Origin of the sequence: Ruficoccus sp. ZRK36 (assembly GCF_019603315.1) — a bacterium.
GTDB lineage: Bacteria > Verrucomicrobiota > Verrucomicrobiia > Opitutales > Cerasicoccaceae > Ruficoccus.
Genome location: NZ_CP080649.1, coordinates 1,364,170 through 1,383,878, shown reverse-complemented (window position 1 = coordinate 1,383,878; position 19,709 = coordinate 1,364,170). Strand labels below are relative to the sequence as shown.

Below are 19,709 nucleotides of genomic sequence, written 5' to 3'. Positions count from 1 at the left end.
GCGAGCGGAGTTCGTTTGAGTCGGCGATAGTTGCCGATGCCGATGCCGGCGCGTTGGCGGTGGCATTGAGTGATGCGTGAGCATCACAGGTGCAGGACCGCGCCCTGCCGTTCGCTGACACGATGCGACGCATCGAAAGTGCAGGCTCCGCCTGCTGCGGGTCTGGGCTGCATAAGCCAAGAAAAAAACAGTTACCCCCATCAGCTCAGGACGATGCCAAGCGAGAGCAGCACACCGTAGGCGAGCAGAAGCTGCCCCGTGTACATGAGGAGCAGATGAAAATCACGGGGGCGATGGGCACGTGTCAGGCGCAGGCACAGGATCACTGCCACTGGCAACAAAAGTAACGTCAGGTAAACCCAGCCGCCGTACCCGAGGCGCATGAGCATGTCCGGCACCGCAAAGGCCAGAAGCGCACTGAGGCAGTACTGGATCACCGCATAGCGATAGCCGAAGCGCACGGGGAGCGTACGCTTCCCGGCTTCACGGTCCGTCTCGATATCGCGAGCATTGTTGACGACCAGCAGGTTCATGGAGAGCAAGCCACAACCGCACCCGGCCCAGAAGCCGGCCCATGTAAATACCCCAGTCTGCACATAGGCGGTGAACATAACCGCCACCAGGCCGAAGAAAACGAAGACAAAGATGTCTGCCAGACCGTTATAACCCAGCGGGTACGGCCCACCGGTATAAGCGAGCGCGCACAGCACACTGAGCACACCGACGGCAACCAGCCACCATCCCCCGTAAAAGACAAGCGACAGGCCGACGACGAAGGCGAGCCCCAGAACGATCAACGTAGCCCGCCACATCTGCTGCGGGCTGACCAACCCGGAGGCTACAGCCCTGACCGGTCCCACCCGCTTATCCGTATCCGCGCCTTTCTGAAAATCAAAGTAGTCGTTGGCGTAGTTAGAGCCAATCTGGATCAGCAACGCGAAAACCAGGCAAATAGCAGCCGGGATCAAATGGAATCCACCCTCGTGTACGGCCACTGCTGTACCAAGCAGAACGGGCACAATCGCAGCAGGCAGCGTCTTGGGACGCGCGGCCAGAAGCCAGACTTTCCAGTTGGTGGTTTTCAAGATAGGAGCGGGTTCAGTTCAAGGGCGAAAGCGGCACAACTACCCTATGCAGCAGGCCGCCATCTCTGTCCAAAGATCAATACTTACGCTCGCCTGCGCTAAAACTCAAGTGTTCTCGCGCAGCAACATCTCCCTGCTGGAGAACGTGAAGACAGGTGCCTCTTGGGTTGAAAAACAAAGCCATCCAAGACGGAGCCTACACGGCCTGACCCACCCAAATGCTTGTCTGATCAGCGCTACCCTCAGAGCGTCTTGCTCATGATGTAGATACGGCGCGTAAAGGTTTCGCCGTAGGTATCTTTGAAATCATCCCAGGCAAGCCCATCGGTCGAGCCTGTCCCCACGATTTTACCCCCTTCTGCACCGAGGACGGTCAGCTTGACATCAGCGTAGACGAGATGTCCGCTTTGAGGCGCACCTCCGACATGGATTTGTCCGTCCGCGACGTAGAAATCCTGGGGGCTGGAATTGATTGAGTAGTCCGTCGTGATCGGGACAACATCACCCGCCGTGGCAATCACGTCACCGCCATCATTCGTCTGGTCAGAATCAAAGACCGCGTAAAAGATGACCTGAAAATCGACGACATTGGCACTCAGATAGTACTCACTATCCGTGGCGTTCAGACCCGTTCCGAACGTGTTATTCGCCAGATCGGTACCGACAGTCCCAATGACATTGTTAAAAGTCGTGGGCGCATCGATCACACAGCGGTACAGTCCGAAGACCGGCGGGGGCGGATTGCCCGGGTCCGTGGAAACTTCCTCGGTAAAGGGATTCTGAAACTCGGTCAGATAGGCAACCGCAGAGACACCTCCCAGCTCGTCCGATGGACGGTCCGTGACCTGACTGAAAAAATACAACTCGGTCTGATTTTGAGCGGTGTACGTAGCCTGACCGACATTCGAGTACACCACCTCCAGCCAGGCATCACCGTTATTGCGGAATACGGCCGACTCTAAATCCTCCGCCAAAAAGCTCATGGCGATGCGCGCCTCGTAGTTCTGCTCAAGACGGCCCGAAGAAAAGCTCCATGCGTTCAGCACTCGGCCTGTGAGCGTCATGACCAGCATGATCAGGGCGAGCATGATGCCTGTCGCGGCCATGATCTCCACCAGCGTGAACCCCCGGTGCCGTGAGCAAACGGCATCGTACTTTTCGACTTCAGGGTTGGCGGACGATGAGCCCGCGTACGGGGTGTGCATGATCATAGAAAAATATTACCTGAGGATAGCTGAGGGGAAGGATGCCATCGGCATCTTATCGTCCATGACAGCAAATTCGCTGATGGGATAGCTAGTGGCATCTACCGGATAAATGCGGACCAGGAAAGGGATATAGGCATTATCGTCGAAGGTGGCCTGATTGTAGGTGTATCCATCCAAGTCGAGTTGACTGATTCTCACGACAAAGAGCGGCCCAAGAATAATGTCGGCACCAATGGCTTCGATGTCGGGTCCCTGTGTGACCCAAGTACCGTTGGGTGAGTTTGCAAAAGCGTCATCAGGGTCAAGCATGACAATCTCGACGTTGCCATTTGCAGCCTGCCGCTCCCAGGCATAGAAATAGAGGTCAGGAGTAGTTGCCAGCGCCTCGACATCTTCGTACGCGATGCGATCGTTGACCTGAGCATTGACCGCTCCAATCATAGCGGTGGTCTTGTTGTTGTCCACGACCTCCTTGACAGAGTTCATCGTGGGGGCCAGCAGCCCGAGCATCGCGACCACAGCGAGCGAGAGCACGCCAATAGCCAAGACAACCTCGATCAGGGAAAAGCCCTTTGAGGAGCGCTCGCTACCGCGCAGACGGGAGCGGCCTTCAGAAACTGACGCCGGACTTACCATCTGTAGCCAGCCAAAATGTCGCCGATTAATTCTCATTCTAACTATTAGCGTTAAGGCCCCAATACATGTGCAAGCTCATCTGAGTTGGCCAGGCTGACACCACCGGTTCGCCTCAGGAAAAAGCCTGTAACCGCGTAGGGGTTATCAAAGAGCAGAGTAGGTATACCGGTCGTGCCGGCGGGCGGGGCAGAGAGGCTACCTGCACCGAAAACAACAGCATCACCCGCATCATCCCCTTCCAGAAGACCACGGCTATCATAGCTGTAGGCGTAAGCCGCGAACCCAATGTCCGCAGTCAACGCATCTTCATTCGGGCAAACGTTATCGGTGAAATTGTTGTCAGTAACAGCGTCACTCAAGATCATCGCACCATCTACGTCGATATTTCCCAACGCATCCAAATCGGCCGGTAGATAATAGGCACCGGGCGGCAGATAGGTGCCGGCATTTGCGGCCACCCAGTGGGTTGCCCCCGCATCCTCATCCGTGTACTCATAGATCACCATCATGTAGCGCAGGTATTTGCCGGGATCTGAAGGGTCTTTGTGGATCAGAATCTTGGTTTTGGTATGCTTGAGCACCGAGAGGTTTCGGGCGGACTGGAAGACACCGGCAGCGATACGCTGGCTGCTCCCCAGGCTGACACTGGCGTTACCACCCCCGAAGGCGGTCCCAATGATCGCCGCCATGATGCCAATGATACCAATAACAGCCAGTAGCTCTACCAGGGTAAAGCCACGGCGGCGTGCTGATGCATGAAATTTCCTCATCGCTTAGTCCCAAGAATAAACAGCCGGAAGATTCTCGGTCTCATTTGCCTCACTCCAGATGACTACCTTCGCCTTGATCGGATCGTTCTCGTCAGGCACGGTAATCTGGCCGTCACCATCTCCGTCGACCCGGATCCGGATCAGCTCATTACCAAAAGCGTCTACCAGGTTGCCGCTGTCGTCATACTCGTCATCCGCAAAGGAATAGAAAGGCGCCGCCCGGCGGTTTCCGCCAGCGACCGTCCGGTTACCATCCTCATCGCGCCCGGAAAGAGCTGCCACAAAATCGTCTGTGCTGTCATTGATACCGATCTCATCGTCATTGCCATTGGCATTAAAAACAGTCGGCCAGTAGCCATACGTGCTTTTGAACTGCTGAAGGGCATTAATGTAGCCAGCGAATTGAGTTCGCGTCTTGGCCTTGTTGGCGGCGGTGCGGGCCGCACCGACAGTTGGGATCAGGATGGACGCCAGGATACCGATGACCGCGATCACGGTCAGCAGTTCGATCAGGGTAAAGGCGCGGCGGGAAGCGGGGTGTGTGTGTTTCATAGAGAAAAGTGAGTCAGCATTAAAGCGGGTCGAGCCCGTACACAACGTCGTCAAATTCGTCATCTTCCGGGTCAGCATAGTAGACGGAAGGCCCTGGTAAAGAGCCACTCTCAAAGCCATTATATATATTAGGCTCAGGGCTGGTTGTGCCGCCCGGCCCCAGGGAGATCAGGATGAAACCGGCAGATGCCCAGGGATTGGTTGGCCTCGCCTCGGTCTTATAGTAATAGCGGTATTCGGTCCCCCATGGATCGACGAAATACGTTTCTCCGGCAGCATTCTCTGCCGTATCAATCAAGGTCTCATCCAGCAGCGGCTCAACATCTCCGACCGGGGCGTACATGCCATAATCACCGGTTTGATTTGCGCCCCCGCGACGCAGCACGAGCTGCCCGGTCAGGACCTTGAAAAGATCTCCCTCGTCATCGCGTATCCAAGGGTAGTCGCCATACTTGAGCTTAAAGGTCTCCATGGCGTTCGCGATGGTGTGCAGGTCCGCCTTTGCGCGGGCCTGGGCCTGTTGGTGGTAGACACCACGCTGGACGCCGACGACGATCCCGGCCAAAACCAGAATCACGCCCATAACGACAAGCAGTTCGATCAGGGTGAAAGCGGGCCGCCTCTTGGGCGTCTGCATAGGGGTATGCTTCATAGGGTAAGGAATAAAAGTCTGGCTAGCACACGGGGTCTGTCAATGGCTATCCCATGTGGCTAATATATAGTATACCCCGTCCGGCTCCGATTTGCATCCCCCTGCCCTGCCAAAAAGATACCGGCCTGTGCGAGGCCCCATGAAACACTGAGCCGAACGGGGTTGAAAATTTGGGCTTGATTCCCTGACACCGCCCTGAGAGCCTTACGCCATCCGGGGCAAACGTGTACTACCCGCCCGGAGGCCATTCCGGCCCGTCGTCGCCTGGTTGCGGCAGACACCCCTCTCTTCTTCTTTGCGCAAGCACCGGCCTGCGGTTGCGCTGCGCGAACCTTATTATTTATGAGCGAAAACCACTCGCCCGAGCAACAGATCACTGTAGAAGGCATCTTCGAGCCGTCCAACAACAAGACGGGGCAGCTGCTGGACCCCACGAAAAATGGCCGCCAACGCCATTCCGACCCCTTTATCCCGCGTGAGCTGGTCCGCCGTTTCAAGCTCAAACGCGGCCAGTGGATATGCGCTAACGCCCTCCACGACAACCGTTTCCCGAACCCAAAAGTGCGCTACATCGAGTCCATCGACGGGCTCAGCGTCGAGGATCGCCGCAAGTGCTACGAGTTTTCCCAGCTCACGACGATCGCCCCCAATCAGCACCTGAAGCTGGAAAGCAAGGACGAGCGCCTCACCACCCGCGTGATTGACCTGTTCTGCCCCATCGGTAAAGGCCAGCGCGGCCTCATCGTGGCCCCGCCCCGCACCGGTAAGACCACCCTGCTCAAGGACATCGCCGAAGGGGTGATCGAGAACCACCCCGAGTGCGCCGTCATGATCCTGCTGGTGGACGAACGCCCCGAGGAGGTCACCGACTTCCGCCGCGAGCTGCCCACCGCCGAGATTTTCGCCTCCTCCAATGACGAGGAGCTGGACAGCCACATCCGTATCGCCGACATCGCCATCGACCGCGCCAAGCGCCAGATGGAAGTCGGCAAGGATGTCGTCCTGCTGCTGGACTCCATCACCCGCCTTTCCCGCGCCCACAATGCCCGCAAAGCCTCCGGCCGGACCATGACCGGTGGCCTCGATGTGCGCGCACTGGAAAAACCGCGCCAGCTGTTCTCTTCCGCCCGTAACACCGAGGAGGCCGGCAGCCTTACGATTATCGCCTCCGCGCTGATCCAGACGGGCAGCAAGATGGACGATCTGATTTTTGAGGAGTTCAAGGGCACCGGTAACATGGAAATGGTCCTCGACCGCAAGTGCGCCGAGCTGCGCCTGTGGCCCGCCATTAACATCAACTCCTCCGGCACCCGTAAGGAAGAACTCCTGCTCGACGCCAAAACCCTCGACAAGGTCGGCTTCTTCCGCCGCGCACTCGCCCCGATGAAGATCGAGGATGGCTGCGAAACCCTGATCGAGCGCATGAGCAAGACCAAGGACAACGCCGAGCTGTTGCGCCTGCTGGAGGGCTGATTATCGCTCTGCGCAGGCTTATAGCTGGCGAACAGGTTGAGCCCTGCGTCCGGCAGAATGTAGCGTGGCCTTGTCTCTGCGCGCAGAATAACATTTCCTTATTCGATAAGCGTTTTTATATAAAAACGCTCATTGCGGCATTAATCAATCGCCACTCAGGGCGATAAAGTAGGGACAAACATGAAAACGGGTTCTCGCGAACACAGCGATCTACGCAAGCTGTTCCATGACATTAACGGAGAGATATTCCTGATCCGGGGAAACGCCGATATGGCGCTAATCGGACTACCGGAAGACTCTCCGGCCAGGAAAAGCCTGAAAGAGATCATCACACACGCGGAAATCCTGAGTAAACATATCGAAACCATACACGGCTCCTGCCTGCAGGAGACAGATATCCCCAAGGAAAAAGCATTGTAAGCGTTTTTCTCTTAAGAGGCTAAGAGCCTCGCCGATAAGGAGAACTAACACATGGTGCCGCAACACGAATATTCCGACGTAAGCCTCCCCATTCCGCCGCGTACCGGGCAGTATCAAGCCCCCTCCGGACGGTCTCGCCGGGAAAAGGTTCTGCAGGGTCGCAGACTATTGGAAGATCCGAATTATCCGGATCTGCGTGCCTTGCGGAGTATTGCTACGGCCATCCTGGAAGGCCGGTAAAAGCGCCTGTTCCCTCCCGTCCTTTTGCAGGCAAGACACTTGCCTGATCAGGACTTGACAGCCAGCAGACCCTGAATGGGGTCTCAAGCCCCATACGGACACCGGCTGACACCCTCGGTTTACCCCGAAAAAATCAGCCCTGCGCGCCTTTCGTATGGACGTAGCGGTAATTGTCGCTAAGCTGCGTGGCTCAATCGTAACGCCACGTCGTTTTGGATTAACCCTTTAGACAATTATTGCCATGAGCTGGAGCCGCTTCAAAGAATACTGCCTGCACGTCCCCTCCCTCGATCTGCTGCTGGACATCAGTCGCGTCGATTTCCCGGATACCTATTTCGCAGAGATGCAGCCCAAGATCGCCAAGGCGATCGAAGACATGGCGGCCCTCGAAGGCGGCGCCATCGCCAACCCGGACGAAAACCGCATGGTCGGCCACTACTGGCTCCGCAACGCCGCGATCGCCCCGGACAAAGCCATCGGCGACGAAATCACCGCCACCCGCGCCAAGATCAAGGACTTTGCCGCCAAGGTGCTCTCAGGTGAAATTGCCGGACAAAGCGGCCCCTTCAAAAACATCCTCTGCATCGGCATCGGTGGCTCCGCTCTGGGCCCGCAATTTGTCGCCCAGGCCCTCGGTAACCCCGCCTCCGACCCGGTAAAGGTCTATTTCTTTGATAACACCGACCCGGACGGCTTCGACGTCGTCCTCAAGCAGCTCGAAGGCAAGCTCGGTGAGACGCTGGCCGTCGTCACCACCAAGTCCGGCGGTACCCCCGAGACCCGTAACGGCATGGTCGAGGCTGAAGCCGCCTGGAAGGCCGCTGGCCTGGACTTCTCCAAGCACGCGGTGGCCATCACCGGCGTGGACAGCAAGATGGACAAGGTCGCTGTCTCCGAAGGCTGGATCGAACGCTTCCCGATGTGGGACTGGGTCGGCGGCCGCACCAGTGAGCTTGCCGCCGTGGGTCTCGTCCCGGCAGCCCTTTCCGGCTATGACATCGACGGCATGCTGGACGGCGCCGCAGCGATGGACGAAGCCACCCGCAACACTGATCCGCGCAAGAACCCCGCCGCCCTCCTCGCCCTCATGTGGTACCACCTGACCGGTGGCAAGGGCGCCAAGGACATGGTTATCCTGCCCTACAAGGAGCGCCTCTCCCTCTTTGCCAAGTACCTCCAGCAGCTCGTCATGGAGTCTCTGGGTAAGGAAAAGGACCTCGACGGTAACGTCGTCCACCAGGGGATAGCCGTTTACGGTAACAAGGGCTCGACCGATCAGCACGCCTACGTGCAGCAGCTGCGCGACGGTGTCCCGAATTTTTACGCCACCTTTATCGAAGTGCTCAAGTCCCGCGACGGCGACTCCATCCTGGTCGAGGGTGAGCACACCGCCGGAGACTTCCTGCAGGGCTTCCTGCTCGGTACCCGCGACGCCCTTTACGAGAATGGCCGCAACTCCATCACCATCACCGTGGAGGAAGTCACTCCGTTTACCGTCGGCATGCTGATCGCCCTGTACGAGCGCGCAGTCGGCTACTACGGCTCGCTGGTGAACATCAACGCCTACCATCAGCCCGGCGTCGAAGCCGGTAAAAAGGCTGCCGCCGGCACCCTCGATCTTCGCCAGGCCATCCTCGACACCCTCCGTTCCGCCAAGGGCGAAAGCTTCACCGCTGAGGCCCTCGCTCAAAAACTATCGCGCGAAGAGCAGGCGGAACTGATATACAAAATTCTTGAAAACCTGGCCGCCAACCCCGCCAAGGGCGTTCAAAAAAGTGCTGGCCAAGCTTTCTACGACAATCAATATTCCTGCGCTTAGCCCTACGTAATCAGTTCAGTTACCCGCTCTATGAAAATGGTTTCTATCCTACTCCGCGTCATTGCCATCCTCGGCGCCTGCGCCGCCGTTGCCGGCTGGGTTCTCACCCAGGGCAAGGTCAATGAAGCCAACGAAAAGCTTGCCCAAAAGGACCAACAGGTACAGACCGCCCAGCAGCAGGCCAGCGAAGCTCAAGACCAGCTGTCCGGCCTGCAGGGCCAAGTCCGCAGCCTCGACTCCGATCTGGGTGCGTTCAAGGACCGCGAGGCCAAGGCCCGCTCCCAGTATGCCAAGGCCAGCCGTGACATCACCGGCCTGCAGAACGACCTCAAGTCTGCCCAGCAGGAGATCACCTCCCTCAAGAGCAAGAACGAGAGCCTCAAGCGTGAGTTGATCGATCAGCGCACTGGCGTCCCCGCCGCCGCTGCGAGCAGCACTACCACGGCCGAGTATCAGTCCAAGATTGATAGCCTCGAAGCTCAGGTCCAGACGCTGACCGCCCAGCTCGCTCAGGCTCAGCAGCAGGCCAAGACCGCTCCGACCGCAGCCCCGACAACGACGGCTCGTGTCGATCCGACCTACGGCAGCTCCACTTACACGCCGACCAACATCGCCCCGGCCGCAACGACCGTTGATAACACGACCAGCGCTCCGGCCACAGCCACTACTGCGGCTGCGACCACGAGCGCCCCCAAGGCTGCCACTCCGGTCGCGACAGGTGCCATCAGCGAAGCCCAGATCCTCAAGGTGGACCACAAGACGGGCATCGTCATCATCAGCCGCCCGCAGCAGGGTGGACTTGAGCGCCAGATGGAGTTCGGCGTCGTCAAAGGCTTTGAAAAGCCCGTCCGTTTAAAAGCAACCCGCGTTGAACCGACCTACATCATCGCCAACATTGTCCCCGGCGACAACAGTGCCCGGGCCTACAAGGAAGGCGATAAGGTCTCCATTATCCAGTAAGTACCATGTGGAAGAAATTGTTGTGCCTAAGTGCCCTCGTGCTGGCAGCACTCGCCATTAGCGGCTGCGAAAGCGCCGACCCGGATGAGTCTAACATCCCCTGGGGCCGCCCGGCCTCCTGGGAAGGTGGCCCGGCCGGTTACGGCGATTCCCTGCCCGGCAAGGAACGCTACTAAGCAACAATACCTTACATGCTTCACTTCACAGCGCTCAGTGCCTATCGGCCCTGAGCGTTTTCGTCTACCGCGCGCCGTAGCAGCCAGAACTGATCCCTTTCTCACACCAACAATGAGCAAGTCCACTTCCGAGGAAACGCCATCCGCAAGCCCTGAGGCGGCGTTGTACGTGGTCGGCACCCCCATTGGCAACCTCTCCGACCTGAGCCAACGGGCCACCGACCTGCTATGCAGCTGCGACTGGATCGCCTGCGAAGATACCCGTAAGACCGGCCAGCTCCTCAAGCGTATCGAGAGCACCCGCCCCACCCTTTCCTGCCACGAGCATAACGAGAAGGACCGGGCCAGCGAACTGGCGGACAAGATCGCCTCCGGACAATCTGTCGCCCTCGTCTCCGATGCGGGCACCCCGGCCATTTCCGATCCCGGATTCCGGGTCGTGCGCGAGTGCCGCCGCCGGGGCCTGAAGGTCGTACCGATCCCCGGCCCGAGCGCGGTCATCGCCGCCCTGTGCGCCTCCGGCCTTCCGACGAATGGCTTTCTCTACGTCGGCTTCCTCGCGCCCAAGAGCGCAGCCCGCCGCCGCTTCCTGGAGGAGCACAAGGACTTCGCCTATACTCTGGCGCTGTACGAATCCTCCCACCGCATCGGCAAGTTTGCCGTCGAGATGGTCGAGGTGCTCGGGCCTGAGCGTGTGGTGTGCCTCGCCCGCGAGGTCACAAAGCTCCACGAAACCTTCCTCATCGGCAGCGCAGAAAGCGTTGCCGCCCAGCTCACCGGTAATAATCTCAAAGGAGAATTCACCGTCCTGATCGCACCCGCCAGCTACGAGCTTTAACCAACTTCGCACCCTACCCTGCATGAGAATCGGCGTCATCGATATCGGAAGCAATTCCATCAAGCTGCTCGTGGCTGAGACCGGCTCCACGCTGGCCGCGCTCTACCAGACCACGCTGGAGACCCGCATAGGGGCGGGTATCGACCGCGACGAGCCCGTGCTCAGCCAAGCCTCGATGAAGGCCGCCACTGCCGCTGTGGTCAAACTCATCGCCGAGGCCGACCGCTTCGCCCCGGAAAACTTTGCCATCGTCGCCACCAGTGCCGTGCGCGACGCCGTCAACCGCCAGGACTTCATCCAGCGTATCGAGGACGCCACCGGGCATCGCCTGCGTGTCCTCTCCGGCGAGGAAGAGGCCGCCTACATCGGCCGAGCCATCACCACCGACCCCGCGCTGAAAGAGTACCCGGCCTTTACCCTCTGCGACCTCGGCGGAGGCAGCCTGGAGTTTATCCGGCTGGAGGGCGGCTCGATCACCGACAAAACCAGCCTCCAGCTCGGCGCGGTTCGCCTGATGGAACGCTTTGTCAAAGACCCCACCGAGCCCCTGCCCGAGCGTACCGCTGCACGCATCGCCGACTACGTGCGGACAAAAATCGCCGAGTCGGGCTTCGGAGCGATCCAGAGCCAGCCCTTTCTCGCTGCCACCGGCGGAGCCGTCAACGTGGCCCGTGCCGTGCGTGCCGGTTGGTTGGGATGCAGCTACGCCGAAGTTCCGTCCGTGATCACGGTTAATTTCCTGCGCTACCTCTCCGAGGAGCTCTCCGCCGCCACGCTGGAAGAACGCCAGCGCATCCCGCAGCTCCCCGCTGCCCGCGCCGACATCATGCCCGTGGCCTGCATCATCCTCCTCACCGTGGCCGAAATCGCCGGAGCCCGACACTTCGTGCACTCCCTGCACAACCTGCGCTACGGCATCGCTGCCGCCGCATGCGAAGGCTGAGTTTTTCCTGGGCTTGTGCAGCCCAGACCCGCAGCAGCAGCAGGCTGCACTTTCGATGCTACGCATCGTGTCAGCGATTACTTAAACCAGCGCGGCTGGTTTAAGTAATCGCTGAGATATAAACATCAAAACTAGGTTGCTCCATTTTGGGCTGAAGATGTGTGCTGCTCATTGGGCGTGGCACGCGTCAGGGTGAACCTCAAAGACGATAAAGGCCGAGTGCGTAGCACTCGGCCTTTATCGAAAGGTCCGGGCTGGACCAGCATTCTTTGTGGTTTTCCCCGGGGGGCAGCGAACGCAGTGAGCGATGGGGCAGAGCCCCATCAATGCCAGCGGAGGCACTCCGCCTATTTGCGCAGGTCGCCGAGGCGGGGACCACCCTGAGCCTTGGCGCGGGCGCGCAGGCGCAGACCTTGCAGGTGGATGAACCCGCTGGCGTCGTCCGGGTTGTAGTCGCTCTTGACGCCTTCCATCGAGGCGATGTTTTCGTCGTAGAGCGAGACCGGGGACTTACGGCCGACGGTGATGATGTTGCCCTTGTAAAGCTTGAGGCGGACGGTGCCGGTGACGCTCTTCTGGGACTCGTCGATGAAGGCCTGGAGCGCTTCACGCTCGGGAGCGTACCAAAAGCCATTGTAGACGAGCTCGGCGTACTTCGGGATGAGGCCGTCGCGCAGGTGCTCGAGATCGCGGTCCATGGTGAGGGACTCGACCTGCTTGTGGCCGTGCAGCAGGATGGTGCCACCGGGGGTCTCATAGACGCCGCGGCTCTTCATGCCCACGAAACGGTTTTCGACGATATCGATGCGGCCGATGCCGTGCTTACCGGCGAGGGCGTTGAGCTTGAGCATGACGCCCGCGGGCGAGAGAGCTTCGCCGTTGACGGCCACGCAGTCGCCCTTTTCAAAGTCCAGCTCGACGTACTCGGCCTGATCGGGCGCGTCCTCGGGGGAGGTCGTCAGCTTGAACATGGCCTTGTTCTCCGGTGTGGTCGGGTCGAACCACGGGTCTTCGAGGATACCGGCCTCGTAGGAAATGTGCAGGAGGTTGCGGTCCATCGAGTACGGCTTGGAAGCGCTGGCCTCGACGTTGACGCCCTGTTCGCGGCACCAGTCGATCATTTCCTTACGGCCCGGGAAGGCCTTGCGGAACTTGTCCATGCGCCACGGCGAAATGATTTCCAGATCCGGAGCAAGCGCGGCATAGCCGAGCTCGAAACGGCACTGGTCGTTACCCTTACCGGTCGCACCGTGGGCCACGTGCGTGGCGCCTTCCTGGCGGGCGATCTCGATGTGATGCTTGCTGATGAGCGGGCGCGCGATGGAGGTGCCCAGGTAGTACTGGCCCTCGTAGATGGCGTTGGCGCGCATCATCGGGTAGATGAAATCACTGGCGAACTCCTCGACCAGATCGAGCGTGTAGTGGGCGACCGCGCCGGTGGCCTTGGCCTTTTCTTCGAGGCCGTCCAGCTCTTCCTGCTGGCCGACGTCGGCGGCAAAGGTCACGATCTCGGCCGAGTATTCTTCTTTCAACCACTTGACCAGGACGGACGTATCGAGCCCGCCTGAGTATGCCAGGACAATCTTCATAAGCCCCCACAAACACTAGATTTTTCAGGGCAAGTCAATGCTGGACGGAAGCAGATATCAGTGAGGAGTCTTTCACGCTGACCGTAAACACCTTGACAGATCCCATCTCCACCCACCTCTTGGTGCGGCGCCTGCTTAACGAAGCACCTGCGGCTCAACGCTCATCGCATGGACACGGAATTTGACGCATATACCACCTTCACGCTCGGCGTGCTCTTTTTACTTATCGGTAAGGCCGTTAACCGGCGCTTCCGCCTGCTGCGCGAGTTCAACATCCCCGAGCCCGTCACTGGCGGCCTGATAGCTGCCATCATCGGCCTGGGCATTTATCTGGTTTCAGGCCTGGAGTTTCATTTCGATCTGGATGCGCGAGACGGGCTCATCCTGTACTTTTTCACCGGCATCGGGCTCAATGCCAGTCTATCCAAGCTGCGGGCAGGAGGGGTACGGCTCGCCATCCTGACCGTCATCTGCGTCGCCTACATCTTTGTCCAGAATTACGTGAGCGTCAGTATCGCGGATACCGCAGGTATGAACGATGCGGCAGGGCTTCTCTGCGGCAGTGTCTCGCTCGTGGGTGGCCACGGCACCACCATCGCCTGGGCCCAGACATTTACCGAGCAGTACGGCATCACCAACGCCATGGAGATCGGCATCGCCAGCGCAACAGCGGGACTGGTACTCGCCAGCCTCATGGGCGGCCCCATCGCACGCGGACTTATCCGGGTGTTTAAGCTCAAGCCCAACGAGGACCGACACCTGGACTTCGGCGTCATGTACGAGGATCGGCAGGAGGAGCGCAAACTCGACTACTTCGACCTGCTCGGCTGCTGGTTCATCATGAATATCTGCATCGTGCTGGGCTCGGGGCTGGACGAGATACTGGAGAGCTTTGGCATCATGCTCCCAACCTTTGTCTCGTGCCTGGCCCTCGCCATCATCGCGACGAATACCGTCCCTCCGCTCTGTCGCCGGATGCGTATGAACGTCAAATGGCCCGGCGAGAGCGAAGCGCTTGGGCTCATCTCGGATATTTCGCTTGGCAGCTTCCTGGTCATGTCGCTGATGAGCCTGCGGCTATGGACCATGGTCGATCTGGCTGGCCCGGTACTGCTGATCCTGCTCGCGCAGTTTATCCTGGCCATCATCATCGCAGTGGCGGTGGTTTTCCCGCTGATGGGTCGAGATTACGAAGCAGCTGTCGTCTCAGCCGGGTTCGGCGGGATCAGTCTCGGGGCCACCCCTATCGCCATCGCCAACATGCAGGCCGTGACTGCACGCTACGGAGCCGCCCACAAGGCGTTTATCATCGTGCCGTTAGTCAGTGCCTTCATCCTCGACATCACCAACGCCGCCGTCATCAAGCTGTTCTTGCACTGGTACGGCTGAGCGAGACCACGGATGCGCCAACCAGTGGTTTGCGGACATTTCCTCCGAAGCCCATCTGATAAGCGTGTTTTCGCGTATTAGCGCATTTTACTGTTTCCAAGCGGGCGGAAATCGGGACAATGACCCGCGCTATGACGCCGAAGAAAGTTGGAATCCTTACCGCCGGGGGCCTCGCCCCTTGCCTGTCGTCCGCCGTGGGCGGCCTGATCGAACGCTACACCGAGATCGCTCCGGATGTTGAAATCATCTGCTACCGCAGCGGCTACAAGGGCCTGCTGCTGGGCGACTACATCACGGTGACGCCGGAGATCCGCGCAAACGCCGCCATCCTGCACCGCCACGGTGGCAGCCCGATCGGCAACAGCCGCGTGAAGCTGACCAACGTCAAGGACTGCGTGAAGCGCGGCCTGGTCAAGGACGGCGAAGACCCGCAGAAGGTCGCCGCCGACCAGCTCGTCAAGGACGGCGTGGACGTCCTCCACACCATCGGGGGTGACGATACGAACACCGCCGCTGCCGACCTGGCCAAGTTCCTGGCCGAAAACAACTACGAGCTGCGCGTCATCGGCCTGCCCAAGACGATCGACAACGACGTCTTCCCGATCAAGCAAAGCCTCGGTGCATGGACCGCCGCCGAAGAGGGCGCCAAGTACTTCCGCAACATCGTGGCCGAGCACAACTCCAACCCGCGCATGCTCATCGTGCACGAGGTCATGGGCCGCAACTGCGGCTGGCTCACCGCCGCCACCGCCAAGTACTACCGCGAGAGCGTCCTGGGTGACCGTGGCTTCCTCCCGGAAATCGGCCTGGCCAAGAGCAACCTCGACGTGCATGCCGTGTTCGTTCCCGAAATGGAGATCGACATCGACGCCGAAGCCGCCCGCCTCAAGAAGGTCATGGACGAGGTCGACTGCGTGAACATTTTCCTCAGCGAAGGCGCCGGCCTGGACAGCATCATCAAGGCGATGGAAGCTGCCGGTCAGGAAGTCCAGCGTGACCCCTTCGGCCACGTCAAGCTCGACACGATCAACCCCGGCCAGTACTTCGCCAAGGAGTTCGCCAAGAAGATCGAAGCCGACAAGACCATGGTCCAGAAGAGCGGCTACTTCTCCCGCGCCGCCCCGGCCAACGCCGACGACCTGCGCCTGATCAAGTCCTGCACCGATCTGGCCGTGCAGTGCGCCTTCGAGGGGCACAGCGGCGTCATCGGGCACGACGAGGACCAGGGCTTTGTCCTGCGCGCCATCGAGTTCGAGCGTATTGCCGGTGGCAAGCCCTTCGACATCGACCAGCCGTGGTTCGACGACCTGCTCAGCGCCATCGGCCAGAGCAAGGGCAAGAAGCTCGAAGTCGGCCACTAAGCCCGACCTCCGGTTTTCCTTTAACAAAAAGCCTCCGCCTCACCGGCGGGGGCTTTTTTTGTCGATAAGCATTACTCACCCCCGCGGGCAGCAGCTGTTCTACACAGCTCAATCAAAGCTGCGATAGATAATCACGGCTTGCCGAGACACGTGCTGCCCACCAAGCTGTATCCAATCTGCGGACTGAAGGGCCTTTCGGCTCACCGTTCATCCGCTCACACCGTCTTCAACTGTTACCTCCCATGGATCTCCCGCCTCCGCTGCCCCCTATAAATGAACCCCGGCATAAGCCCGAACCGGCCCGCACCAAGAGCTTCAAGCTCCACCCGGTGTCGATCGTGCTGCTGGCCATCAGCATAATAATAGCCGGTGCTGCTAAAATGAACACGGATGCCCCACTCGGAGCAGCAGAAACAGTAGGGGCAATAATTGGAGCATTTATTTTCATCTATATGCCGGGCTGGCTGGCATGGCGACTATCCAAGAAACGGGCTGGAGCGGGTAATCTAGCCGTGTGCCTGCTCAGCGGTCTCTTCATTGCCGGTAACAGTCTCATTATCTTTGGCAACTGGACACGCAGTCAGCAGATACAAAAGGCAGACGCCATCTACCAGAAAGCGCAAAGCTTCAGAGACTCAACAATGGAAGCTGTCCGCAATGGGGAAAACAATCCCAGAGAGATTCTGGCGAACATGGACGAGATCACCTCGGATATAGAGCAATACGGTACCGAGACGAAGAGCGAAACTGAAGCTACCACCTATAAAGTGATGGGAAAGTTTCTTCGCGACCTGCAGGCTAAGCTGAACGAATTTATCACAGCCAACGAACGATTCACTGAAGGGGTATATTTTGATGCGAAAAAGTATGAGTCCTCTGAGCAAATCGCCGAGGCTCGTTCACTCATTCCAGCGTATGAACAGGCTGCGCGGGAGGTTGCCACATTCTACACAGATATCCCCTCCTATCTGGAGCAGCGACTATCTCTGGGAGGCCTAAGCGCCAGCCAAATCCAAAGCATTCAGCAAAGCACGATGCAGGAAATGGGAGAAAACAGATACCGCCTCATCATTCAGCTTTACCGGACCCACACCGAGTACGCAGCCAGCACAGACAAATTCCTAAAGCTGCTCGAAGACAACTGGGGGAAATGGGCATACGATGTTGAGTCAGAGACACTCCTCTTTGATGATGACGACACCCTGGCCATTTACAGACAGCGCCTGGATCGGCTCATACACCTGGAGGACAAGGCCGCTGAGATCACGCAGGCCCTGAGCACACCTGGCGCACTAGATTCCAAATAAACTTCTCCTAAAACCTCCGCAGAGATCTGGAAATCCGATAAGGCATCCCGTTACACAACGGTCTTACAGCATATGGGAGAGCCCTTGGGGCTTGCTGCGGCGGCGGTAGCGGCGGAGCAAGGAGACCACCACGAAGACAGCGAGTGCGAAGCCAGCTACCATGAAAATGATGCCACCGTACCCGGTGCCAGAAGCGACCGCAGTGGATTCCCCCGACGCGCTAGCCATGCCGCGCGAGGCTGAAAAAGACAACAGAACTAAAAATTTACAGAATACCCTCATCATTGGCCCGTAGTATAGACTTATAAATCTACATACTTCAGCACATCTCCCATGTGAAGATGTTACCCCATACCGAAATAGAGACTATGCAAAATTTGGTTGGTTTTGCAAGAGACTAAAATGCAAATTCCCGGCGTCAGATTTTTCAAGATTGCCTCATCTGGAACAATGGACATCGTCAGCGTGTCGCGTGTGCGAGACGCCATGAAACGCTTTCTTCTCCCTATCCTGGCCCTTTCGGGCCTCCTCTCCTCTCTCAGCCTGACGGCAGCCCCGCCGCCTCTGTCCACCCCCACCCTGCCCGTGTCCGAGATCCGGCCCGGCATGCAGGGCGAGTGGAACACGGTGATCTCCGGCTCGCAGATCGAGACCTTTCGCTTTGAGGTGCTGGGCACGGCCCGGAACTTCAGCGGCCCACAGCGGGACATCATCATCGCGCGCGCGCTGGATGAGAGCCAGATCGTGAGCGGCCCGGTCGCCGGGATGAGTGGCAGCCCCTGCTTTATCGACGGCAAGCTCGTCGGCGCCTACGCCTACGGCTACACCTGGCCCAAGCAGCAGACCATCATCGGCATCACCCCCATCGCCGACATGATGGAAACCTTTGAGAAGGAGGCCGAGCGCCGCCCCGACAAGGCCCGCCAGGCCGGATACCCCGCCTATGAGCAGCAAAACCCGCATTGGCAGCCCCAGAGCGGCCACGATCAGATGAGCGGCCTGCCGCTGGACAGCAAGCTCAAGCCCCTGCCCAGCCCGCTGATGATCTCCGGCGTGAGCGAAACAACCCTGAAAGCCTTTGGCGGGGAGTTCGCCAAGCGTGGAGTCACCCCGATGCAGGCCCCCATCGGGACAACCTCCGACCTGGTAGCCGATGACATTCAGACCGCCAGCCCCGTAGCGGGTGTGCTCATGACGGGAGACTTTCAGTTCGCAGGAGTAGGCACGGTTACCTGGCGCGAGGGCGACCAGGTCCTGGCCTTCGGGCACCCCTTCTTCGCGAGCGGCGACGATAACATGCCCATGGCCCCGGCCGAGATCATCACCGTCATCCAGAGCCTGCCCAGCTCCTTCAAGCTCGCCAATGTCGGCCCCGTCGTCGGCAGGATTTATCAGGACCGCCTCACGGCAATCGCTGGTGAGGTAGGCAGCCCACCGCCCATGACGGATGTATCCATCCACATCAGCGGTCCCGGCACTGCCGACAAATCCTTCTCCAGCCAGCTCTACCAGAGCCGCCAGTGGTCGCCGCTGATCAGTGCCATCGCGCTGCTTGAGACGCTCAACAACACGATGGAAGCATCCGCCGAGCAGACCTTCTACGTTGAGGTGACCATGGATGTGGCCGGGTTTGAGCCGCTGGTCTTTGACCGCGTCGCCACAGGCCCCTCCGGAGCGGTACGCACCGCCTTTCAGTTTTTAAACGACTACGACCTGCTCCTGAACAATCCCTTCGGGATGGCCGAGGTGAAGTCCATCTCGGTGGAGATCAAGATCGTGGACGAGTGGATCTACAGCTCCCTTTACTCGATCCAGATCCTCAGCGGGCAGCTACAGCCCGGGGAGTCGCTGGAGCTGGCCGTCACGCTCAACAACTATCTGGAGGAGCGGACGCGGCATCACTTCAGCGTGCCGATCCCGGCGGGCACCTCCGGCGAGGAGCTGACCGTCTTTGTCGGCGATGCCGAGGCTGCGGACAGTCTGGATCATGGTGGCCTGCTCAACACCGCCGACTCGCTGGCGGGTATCGTGAACGCCATACGGGCCGAGCGCAGCAACCACCGACTCTACGTCAAAGTCCTCCGCAAAGCCAAAGGGCTGAACGTCAACGGCCAGCGTCTGGGAGAGCTGCCCGCCTCCGTACGGGCGCTGCTGGACTCCGACCGCAGCCCCACTCCCGTCACTGACACCGACAGCGTTACCCTCTGGGAGACCTCCCTCGAAGTCCCCGGTGTATTCAACGGTGAATACACCTTGCCCGCCCGCATCCAGTAACCCCTTTCGACCGCACC

At 59.3% G+C, this 19,709-nt stretch carries 19 protein-coding genes; 11 read left to right on the top strand and 8 right to left on the bottom strand.

From position 1 onward, the window contains the following. Nucleotides 1–200: 200 nt before the first annotated feature. From K0V07_RS06150 to K0V07_RS06125, 6 genes are all read right to left on the bottom strand, one after another. The gene (locus K0V07_RS06150) at nt 201–1,085 is read right to left on the bottom strand and encodes a 1,4-dihydroxy-2-naphthoate polyprenyltransferase (RefSeq protein WP_220623661.1); all 885 of its coding nucleotides are present in this window, start codon (nt 1,083–1,085) and stop codon (nt 201–203) included. Between the two features lie 242 nt (nt 1,086–1,327). Further along, on the bottom strand, nt 1,328–2,296 hold the full coding sequence (locus K0V07_RS06145) for a prepilin-type N-terminal cleavage/methylation domain-containing protein (RefSeq protein WP_220623660.1): 969 nt from the start codon (nt 2,294–2,296) through the stop codon (nt 1,328–1,330). A gap of 9 nt (nt 2,297–2,305) precedes the next feature. Beyond that, complete coding sequence (locus K0V07_RS06140; RefSeq protein ID WP_220623659.1) at nt 2,306–2,929, bottom strand: prepilin-type N-terminal cleavage/methylation domain-containing protein; 624 nt, start codon at nt 2,927–2,929, stop codon at nt 2,306–2,308. 50 nt (nt 2,930–2,979) lie between these two features. Further along, a complete protein-coding gene (locus K0V07_RS06135) occupies nt 2,980–3,699 on the bottom strand; it encodes a prepilin-type N-terminal cleavage/methylation domain-containing protein (RefSeq protein ID WP_220623658.1) in 720 nt (239 codons plus the stop codon). A gap of 3 nt (nt 3,700–3,702) precedes the next feature. Further along, complete coding sequence (locus K0V07_RS06130) at nt 3,703–4,251, bottom strand: type II secretion system protein (RefSeq protein ID WP_220623657.1); 549 nt, start codon at nt 4,249–4,251, stop codon at nt 3,703–3,705. Nucleotides 4,252–4,270: 19 nt separating this feature from the next. Next, on the bottom strand, nt 4,271–4,903 hold the full coding sequence (locus K0V07_RS06125) for a prepilin-type N-terminal cleavage/methylation domain-containing protein (RefSeq protein WP_220623656.1): 633 nt from the start codon (nt 4,901–4,903) through the stop codon (nt 4,271–4,273). A 342-nt stretch (nt 4,904–5,245) separates the two neighbouring features. On the opposite strand from K0V07_RS06125, the gene rho reads away from it, so the two are divergent. The 7 genes from rho (at nt 5,246) to K0V07_RS06090 (ending at nt 11,772) form a co-directional block, all read left to right on the top strand. Beyond that, complete coding sequence (gene rho / locus K0V07_RS06120) at nt 5,246–6,376, top strand: transcription termination factor Rho (protein WP_220623655.1); 1,131 nt, start codon at nt 5,246–5,248, stop codon at nt 6,374–6,376. Nucleotides 6,377–6,556: 180 nt separating this feature from the next. Beyond that, complete coding sequence (locus K0V07_RS06115; RefSeq protein ID WP_220623654.1) at nt 6,557–6,796, top strand: hypothetical protein; 240 nt, start codon at nt 6,557–6,559, stop codon at nt 6,794–6,796. A gap of 481 nt (nt 6,797–7,277) precedes the next feature. Beyond that, on the top strand, nt 7,278–8,855 hold the full coding sequence (locus K0V07_RS06110) for a glucose-6-phosphate isomerase (protein WP_220623653.1): 1,578 nt from the start codon (nt 7,278–7,280) through the stop codon (nt 8,853–8,855). A 30-nt stretch (nt 8,856–8,885) separates the two neighbouring features. Beyond that, nucleotides 8,886–9,815, top strand: a complete 930-nt coding sequence (locus tag K0V07_RS06105; protein WP_220623652.1) for a hypothetical protein — start codon at nt 8,886–8,888, stop codon at nt 9,813–9,815. A gap of 5 nt (nt 9,816–9,820) precedes the next feature. After that, nucleotides 9,821–9,991, top strand: coding sequence for a hypothetical protein (locus tag K0V07_RS06100; RefSeq protein WP_220623651.1), 171 nt, complete (start codon nt 9,821–9,823; stop codon nt 9,989–9,991). A 112-nt stretch (nt 9,992–10,103) separates the two neighbouring features. Further along, a complete protein-coding gene (gene rsmI / locus K0V07_RS06095; protein WP_220623650.1) occupies nt 10,104–10,829 on the top strand; it encodes a 16S rRNA (cytidine(1402)-2'-O)-methyltransferase in 726 nt (241 codons plus the stop codon). Nucleotides 10,830–10,851: 22 nt separating this feature from the next. After that, nucleotides 10,852–11,772 carry a hypothetical protein gene (locus tag K0V07_RS06090; protein ID WP_220623649.1) on the top strand — a complete coding sequence of 307 codons (921 nt, stop codon included), beginning with the start codon at nt 10,852–10,854 and terminating at the stop codon, nt 11,770–11,772. Between the two features lie 347 nt (nt 11,773–12,119). Here K0V07_RS06090 and K0V07_RS06085 read toward each other — a convergent pair whose 3' ends face one another. Continuing rightward, a complete protein-coding gene (locus K0V07_RS06085) occupies nt 12,120–13,361 on the bottom strand; it encodes an argininosuccinate synthase (RefSeq protein WP_220623648.1) in 1,242 nt (413 codons plus the stop codon). Nucleotides 13,362–13,529: 168 nt separating this feature from the next. Between K0V07_RS06085 and gltS the strand changes: the two genes are divergently transcribed. The 3 genes from gltS to K0V07_RS06070 all read left to right on the top strand — a co-directional run bounded on the left by gltS (nt 13,530) and on the right by K0V07_RS06070 (nt 17,418). Beyond that, the gene (gene gltS / locus K0V07_RS06080; RefSeq protein ID WP_220623647.1) at nt 13,530–14,750 is read left to right on the top strand and encodes a sodium/glutamate symporter; all 1,221 of its coding nucleotides are present in this window, start codon (nt 13,530–13,532) and stop codon (nt 14,748–14,750) included. A 131-nt stretch (nt 14,751–14,881) separates the two neighbouring features. Continuing rightward, nucleotides 14,882–16,111 (top strand): pyrophosphate--fructose-6-phosphate 1-phosphotransferase, encoded by a 1,230-nt coding sequence (locus K0V07_RS06075; protein ID WP_255568166.1) that lies wholly within the window; start codon nt 14,882–14,884, stop codon nt 16,109–16,111. Between the two features lie 242 nt (nt 16,112–16,353). Further along, nucleotides 16,354–17,418, top strand: a complete 1,065-nt coding sequence (locus K0V07_RS06070; protein WP_220623645.1) for a hypothetical protein — start codon at nt 16,354–16,356, stop codon at nt 17,416–17,418. A gap of 63 nt (nt 17,419–17,481) precedes the next feature. On the opposite strand, the gene K0V07_RS06065 is transcribed toward K0V07_RS06070, so the two are convergent. Continuing rightward, the gene (locus K0V07_RS06065) at nt 17,482–17,646 is read right to left on the bottom strand and encodes a hypothetical protein (RefSeq protein WP_220623644.1); all 165 of its coding nucleotides are present in this window, start codon (nt 17,644–17,646) and stop codon (nt 17,482–17,484) included. 258 nt (nt 17,647–17,904) lie between these two features. On the opposite strand from K0V07_RS06065, the gene K0V07_RS06060 reads away from it, so the two are divergent. Next, nucleotides 17,905–19,692, top strand: coding sequence for a hypothetical protein (locus K0V07_RS06060; protein ID WP_220623643.1), 1,788 nt, complete (start codon nt 17,905–17,907; stop codon nt 19,690–19,692). Nucleotides 19,693–19,709 lie beyond the last annotated feature (17 nt).

Coding starts and splice junctions, on each gene's coding strand:
- K0V07_RS06085 (WP_220623648.1), bottom strand. CDS start 13,361: ATGAAGATTGTCCTGGCATACTCAGGCGGGCTCGATACGTCCGTCCTG.
- K0V07_RS06135 (WP_220623658.1), bottom strand. CDS start 3,699: ATGAGGAAATTTCATGCATCAGCACGCCGCCGTGGCTTTACCCTGGTA.
- rsmI (WP_220623650.1), top strand. CDS start 10,104: ATGAGCAAGTCCACTTCCGAGGAAACGCCATCCGCAAGCCCTGAGGCG.
- K0V07_RS06105 (WP_220623652.1), top strand. CDS start 8,886: ATGAAAATGGTTTCTATCCTACTCCGCGTCATTGCCATCCTCGGCGCC.
- K0V07_RS06070 (WP_220623645.1), top strand. CDS start 16,354: ATGGATCTCCCGCCTCCGCTGCCCCCTATAAATGAACCCCGGCATAAG.
- K0V07_RS06130 (WP_220623657.1), bottom strand. CDS start 4,251: ATGAAACACACACACCCCGCTTCCCGCCGCGCCTTTACCCTGATCGAA.
- K0V07_RS06060 (WP_220623643.1), top strand. CDS start 17,905: ATGAAACGCTTTCTTCTCCCTATCCTGGCCCTTTCGGGCCTCCTCTCC.
- K0V07_RS06110 (WP_220623653.1), top strand. CDS start 7,278: ATGAGCTGGAGCCGCTTCAAAGAATACTGCCTGCACGTCCCCTCCCTC.
- rho (WP_220623655.1), top strand. CDS start 5,246: ATGAGCGAAAACCACTCGCCCGAGCAACAGATCACTGTAGAAGGCATC.
- K0V07_RS06065 (WP_220623644.1), bottom strand. CDS start 17,646: ATGGCTAGCGCGTCGGGGGAATCCACTGCGGTCGCTTCTGGCACCGGG.
- gltS (WP_220623647.1), top strand. CDS start 13,530: ATGGACACGGAATTTGACGCATATACCACCTTCACGCTCGGCGTGCTC.
- K0V07_RS06115 (WP_220623654.1), top strand. CDS start 6,557: ATGAAAACGGGTTCTCGCGAACACAGCGATCTACGCAAGCTGTTCCAT.
- K0V07_RS06075 (WP_255568166.1), top strand. CDS start 14,882: ATGACGCCGAAGAAAGTTGGAATCCTTACCGCCGGGGGCCTCGCCCCT.
- K0V07_RS06125 (WP_220623656.1), bottom strand. CDS start 4,903: ATGAAGCATACCCCTATGCAGACGCCCAAGAGGCGGCCCGCTTTCACC.
- K0V07_RS06100 (WP_220623651.1), top strand. CDS start 9,821: ATGTGGAAGAAATTGTTGTGCCTAAGTGCCCTCGTGCTGGCAGCACTC.
- K0V07_RS06090 (WP_220623649.1), top strand. CDS start 10,852: ATGAGAATCGGCGTCATCGATATCGGAAGCAATTCCATCAAGCTGCTC.
- K0V07_RS06140 (WP_220623659.1), bottom strand. CDS start 2,929: ATGGTAAGTCCGGCGTCAGTTTCTGAAGGCCGCTCCCGTCTGCGCGGT.
- K0V07_RS06145 (WP_220623660.1), bottom strand. CDS start 2,296: ATGATCATGCACACCCCGTACGCGGGCTCATCGTCCGCCAACCCTGAA.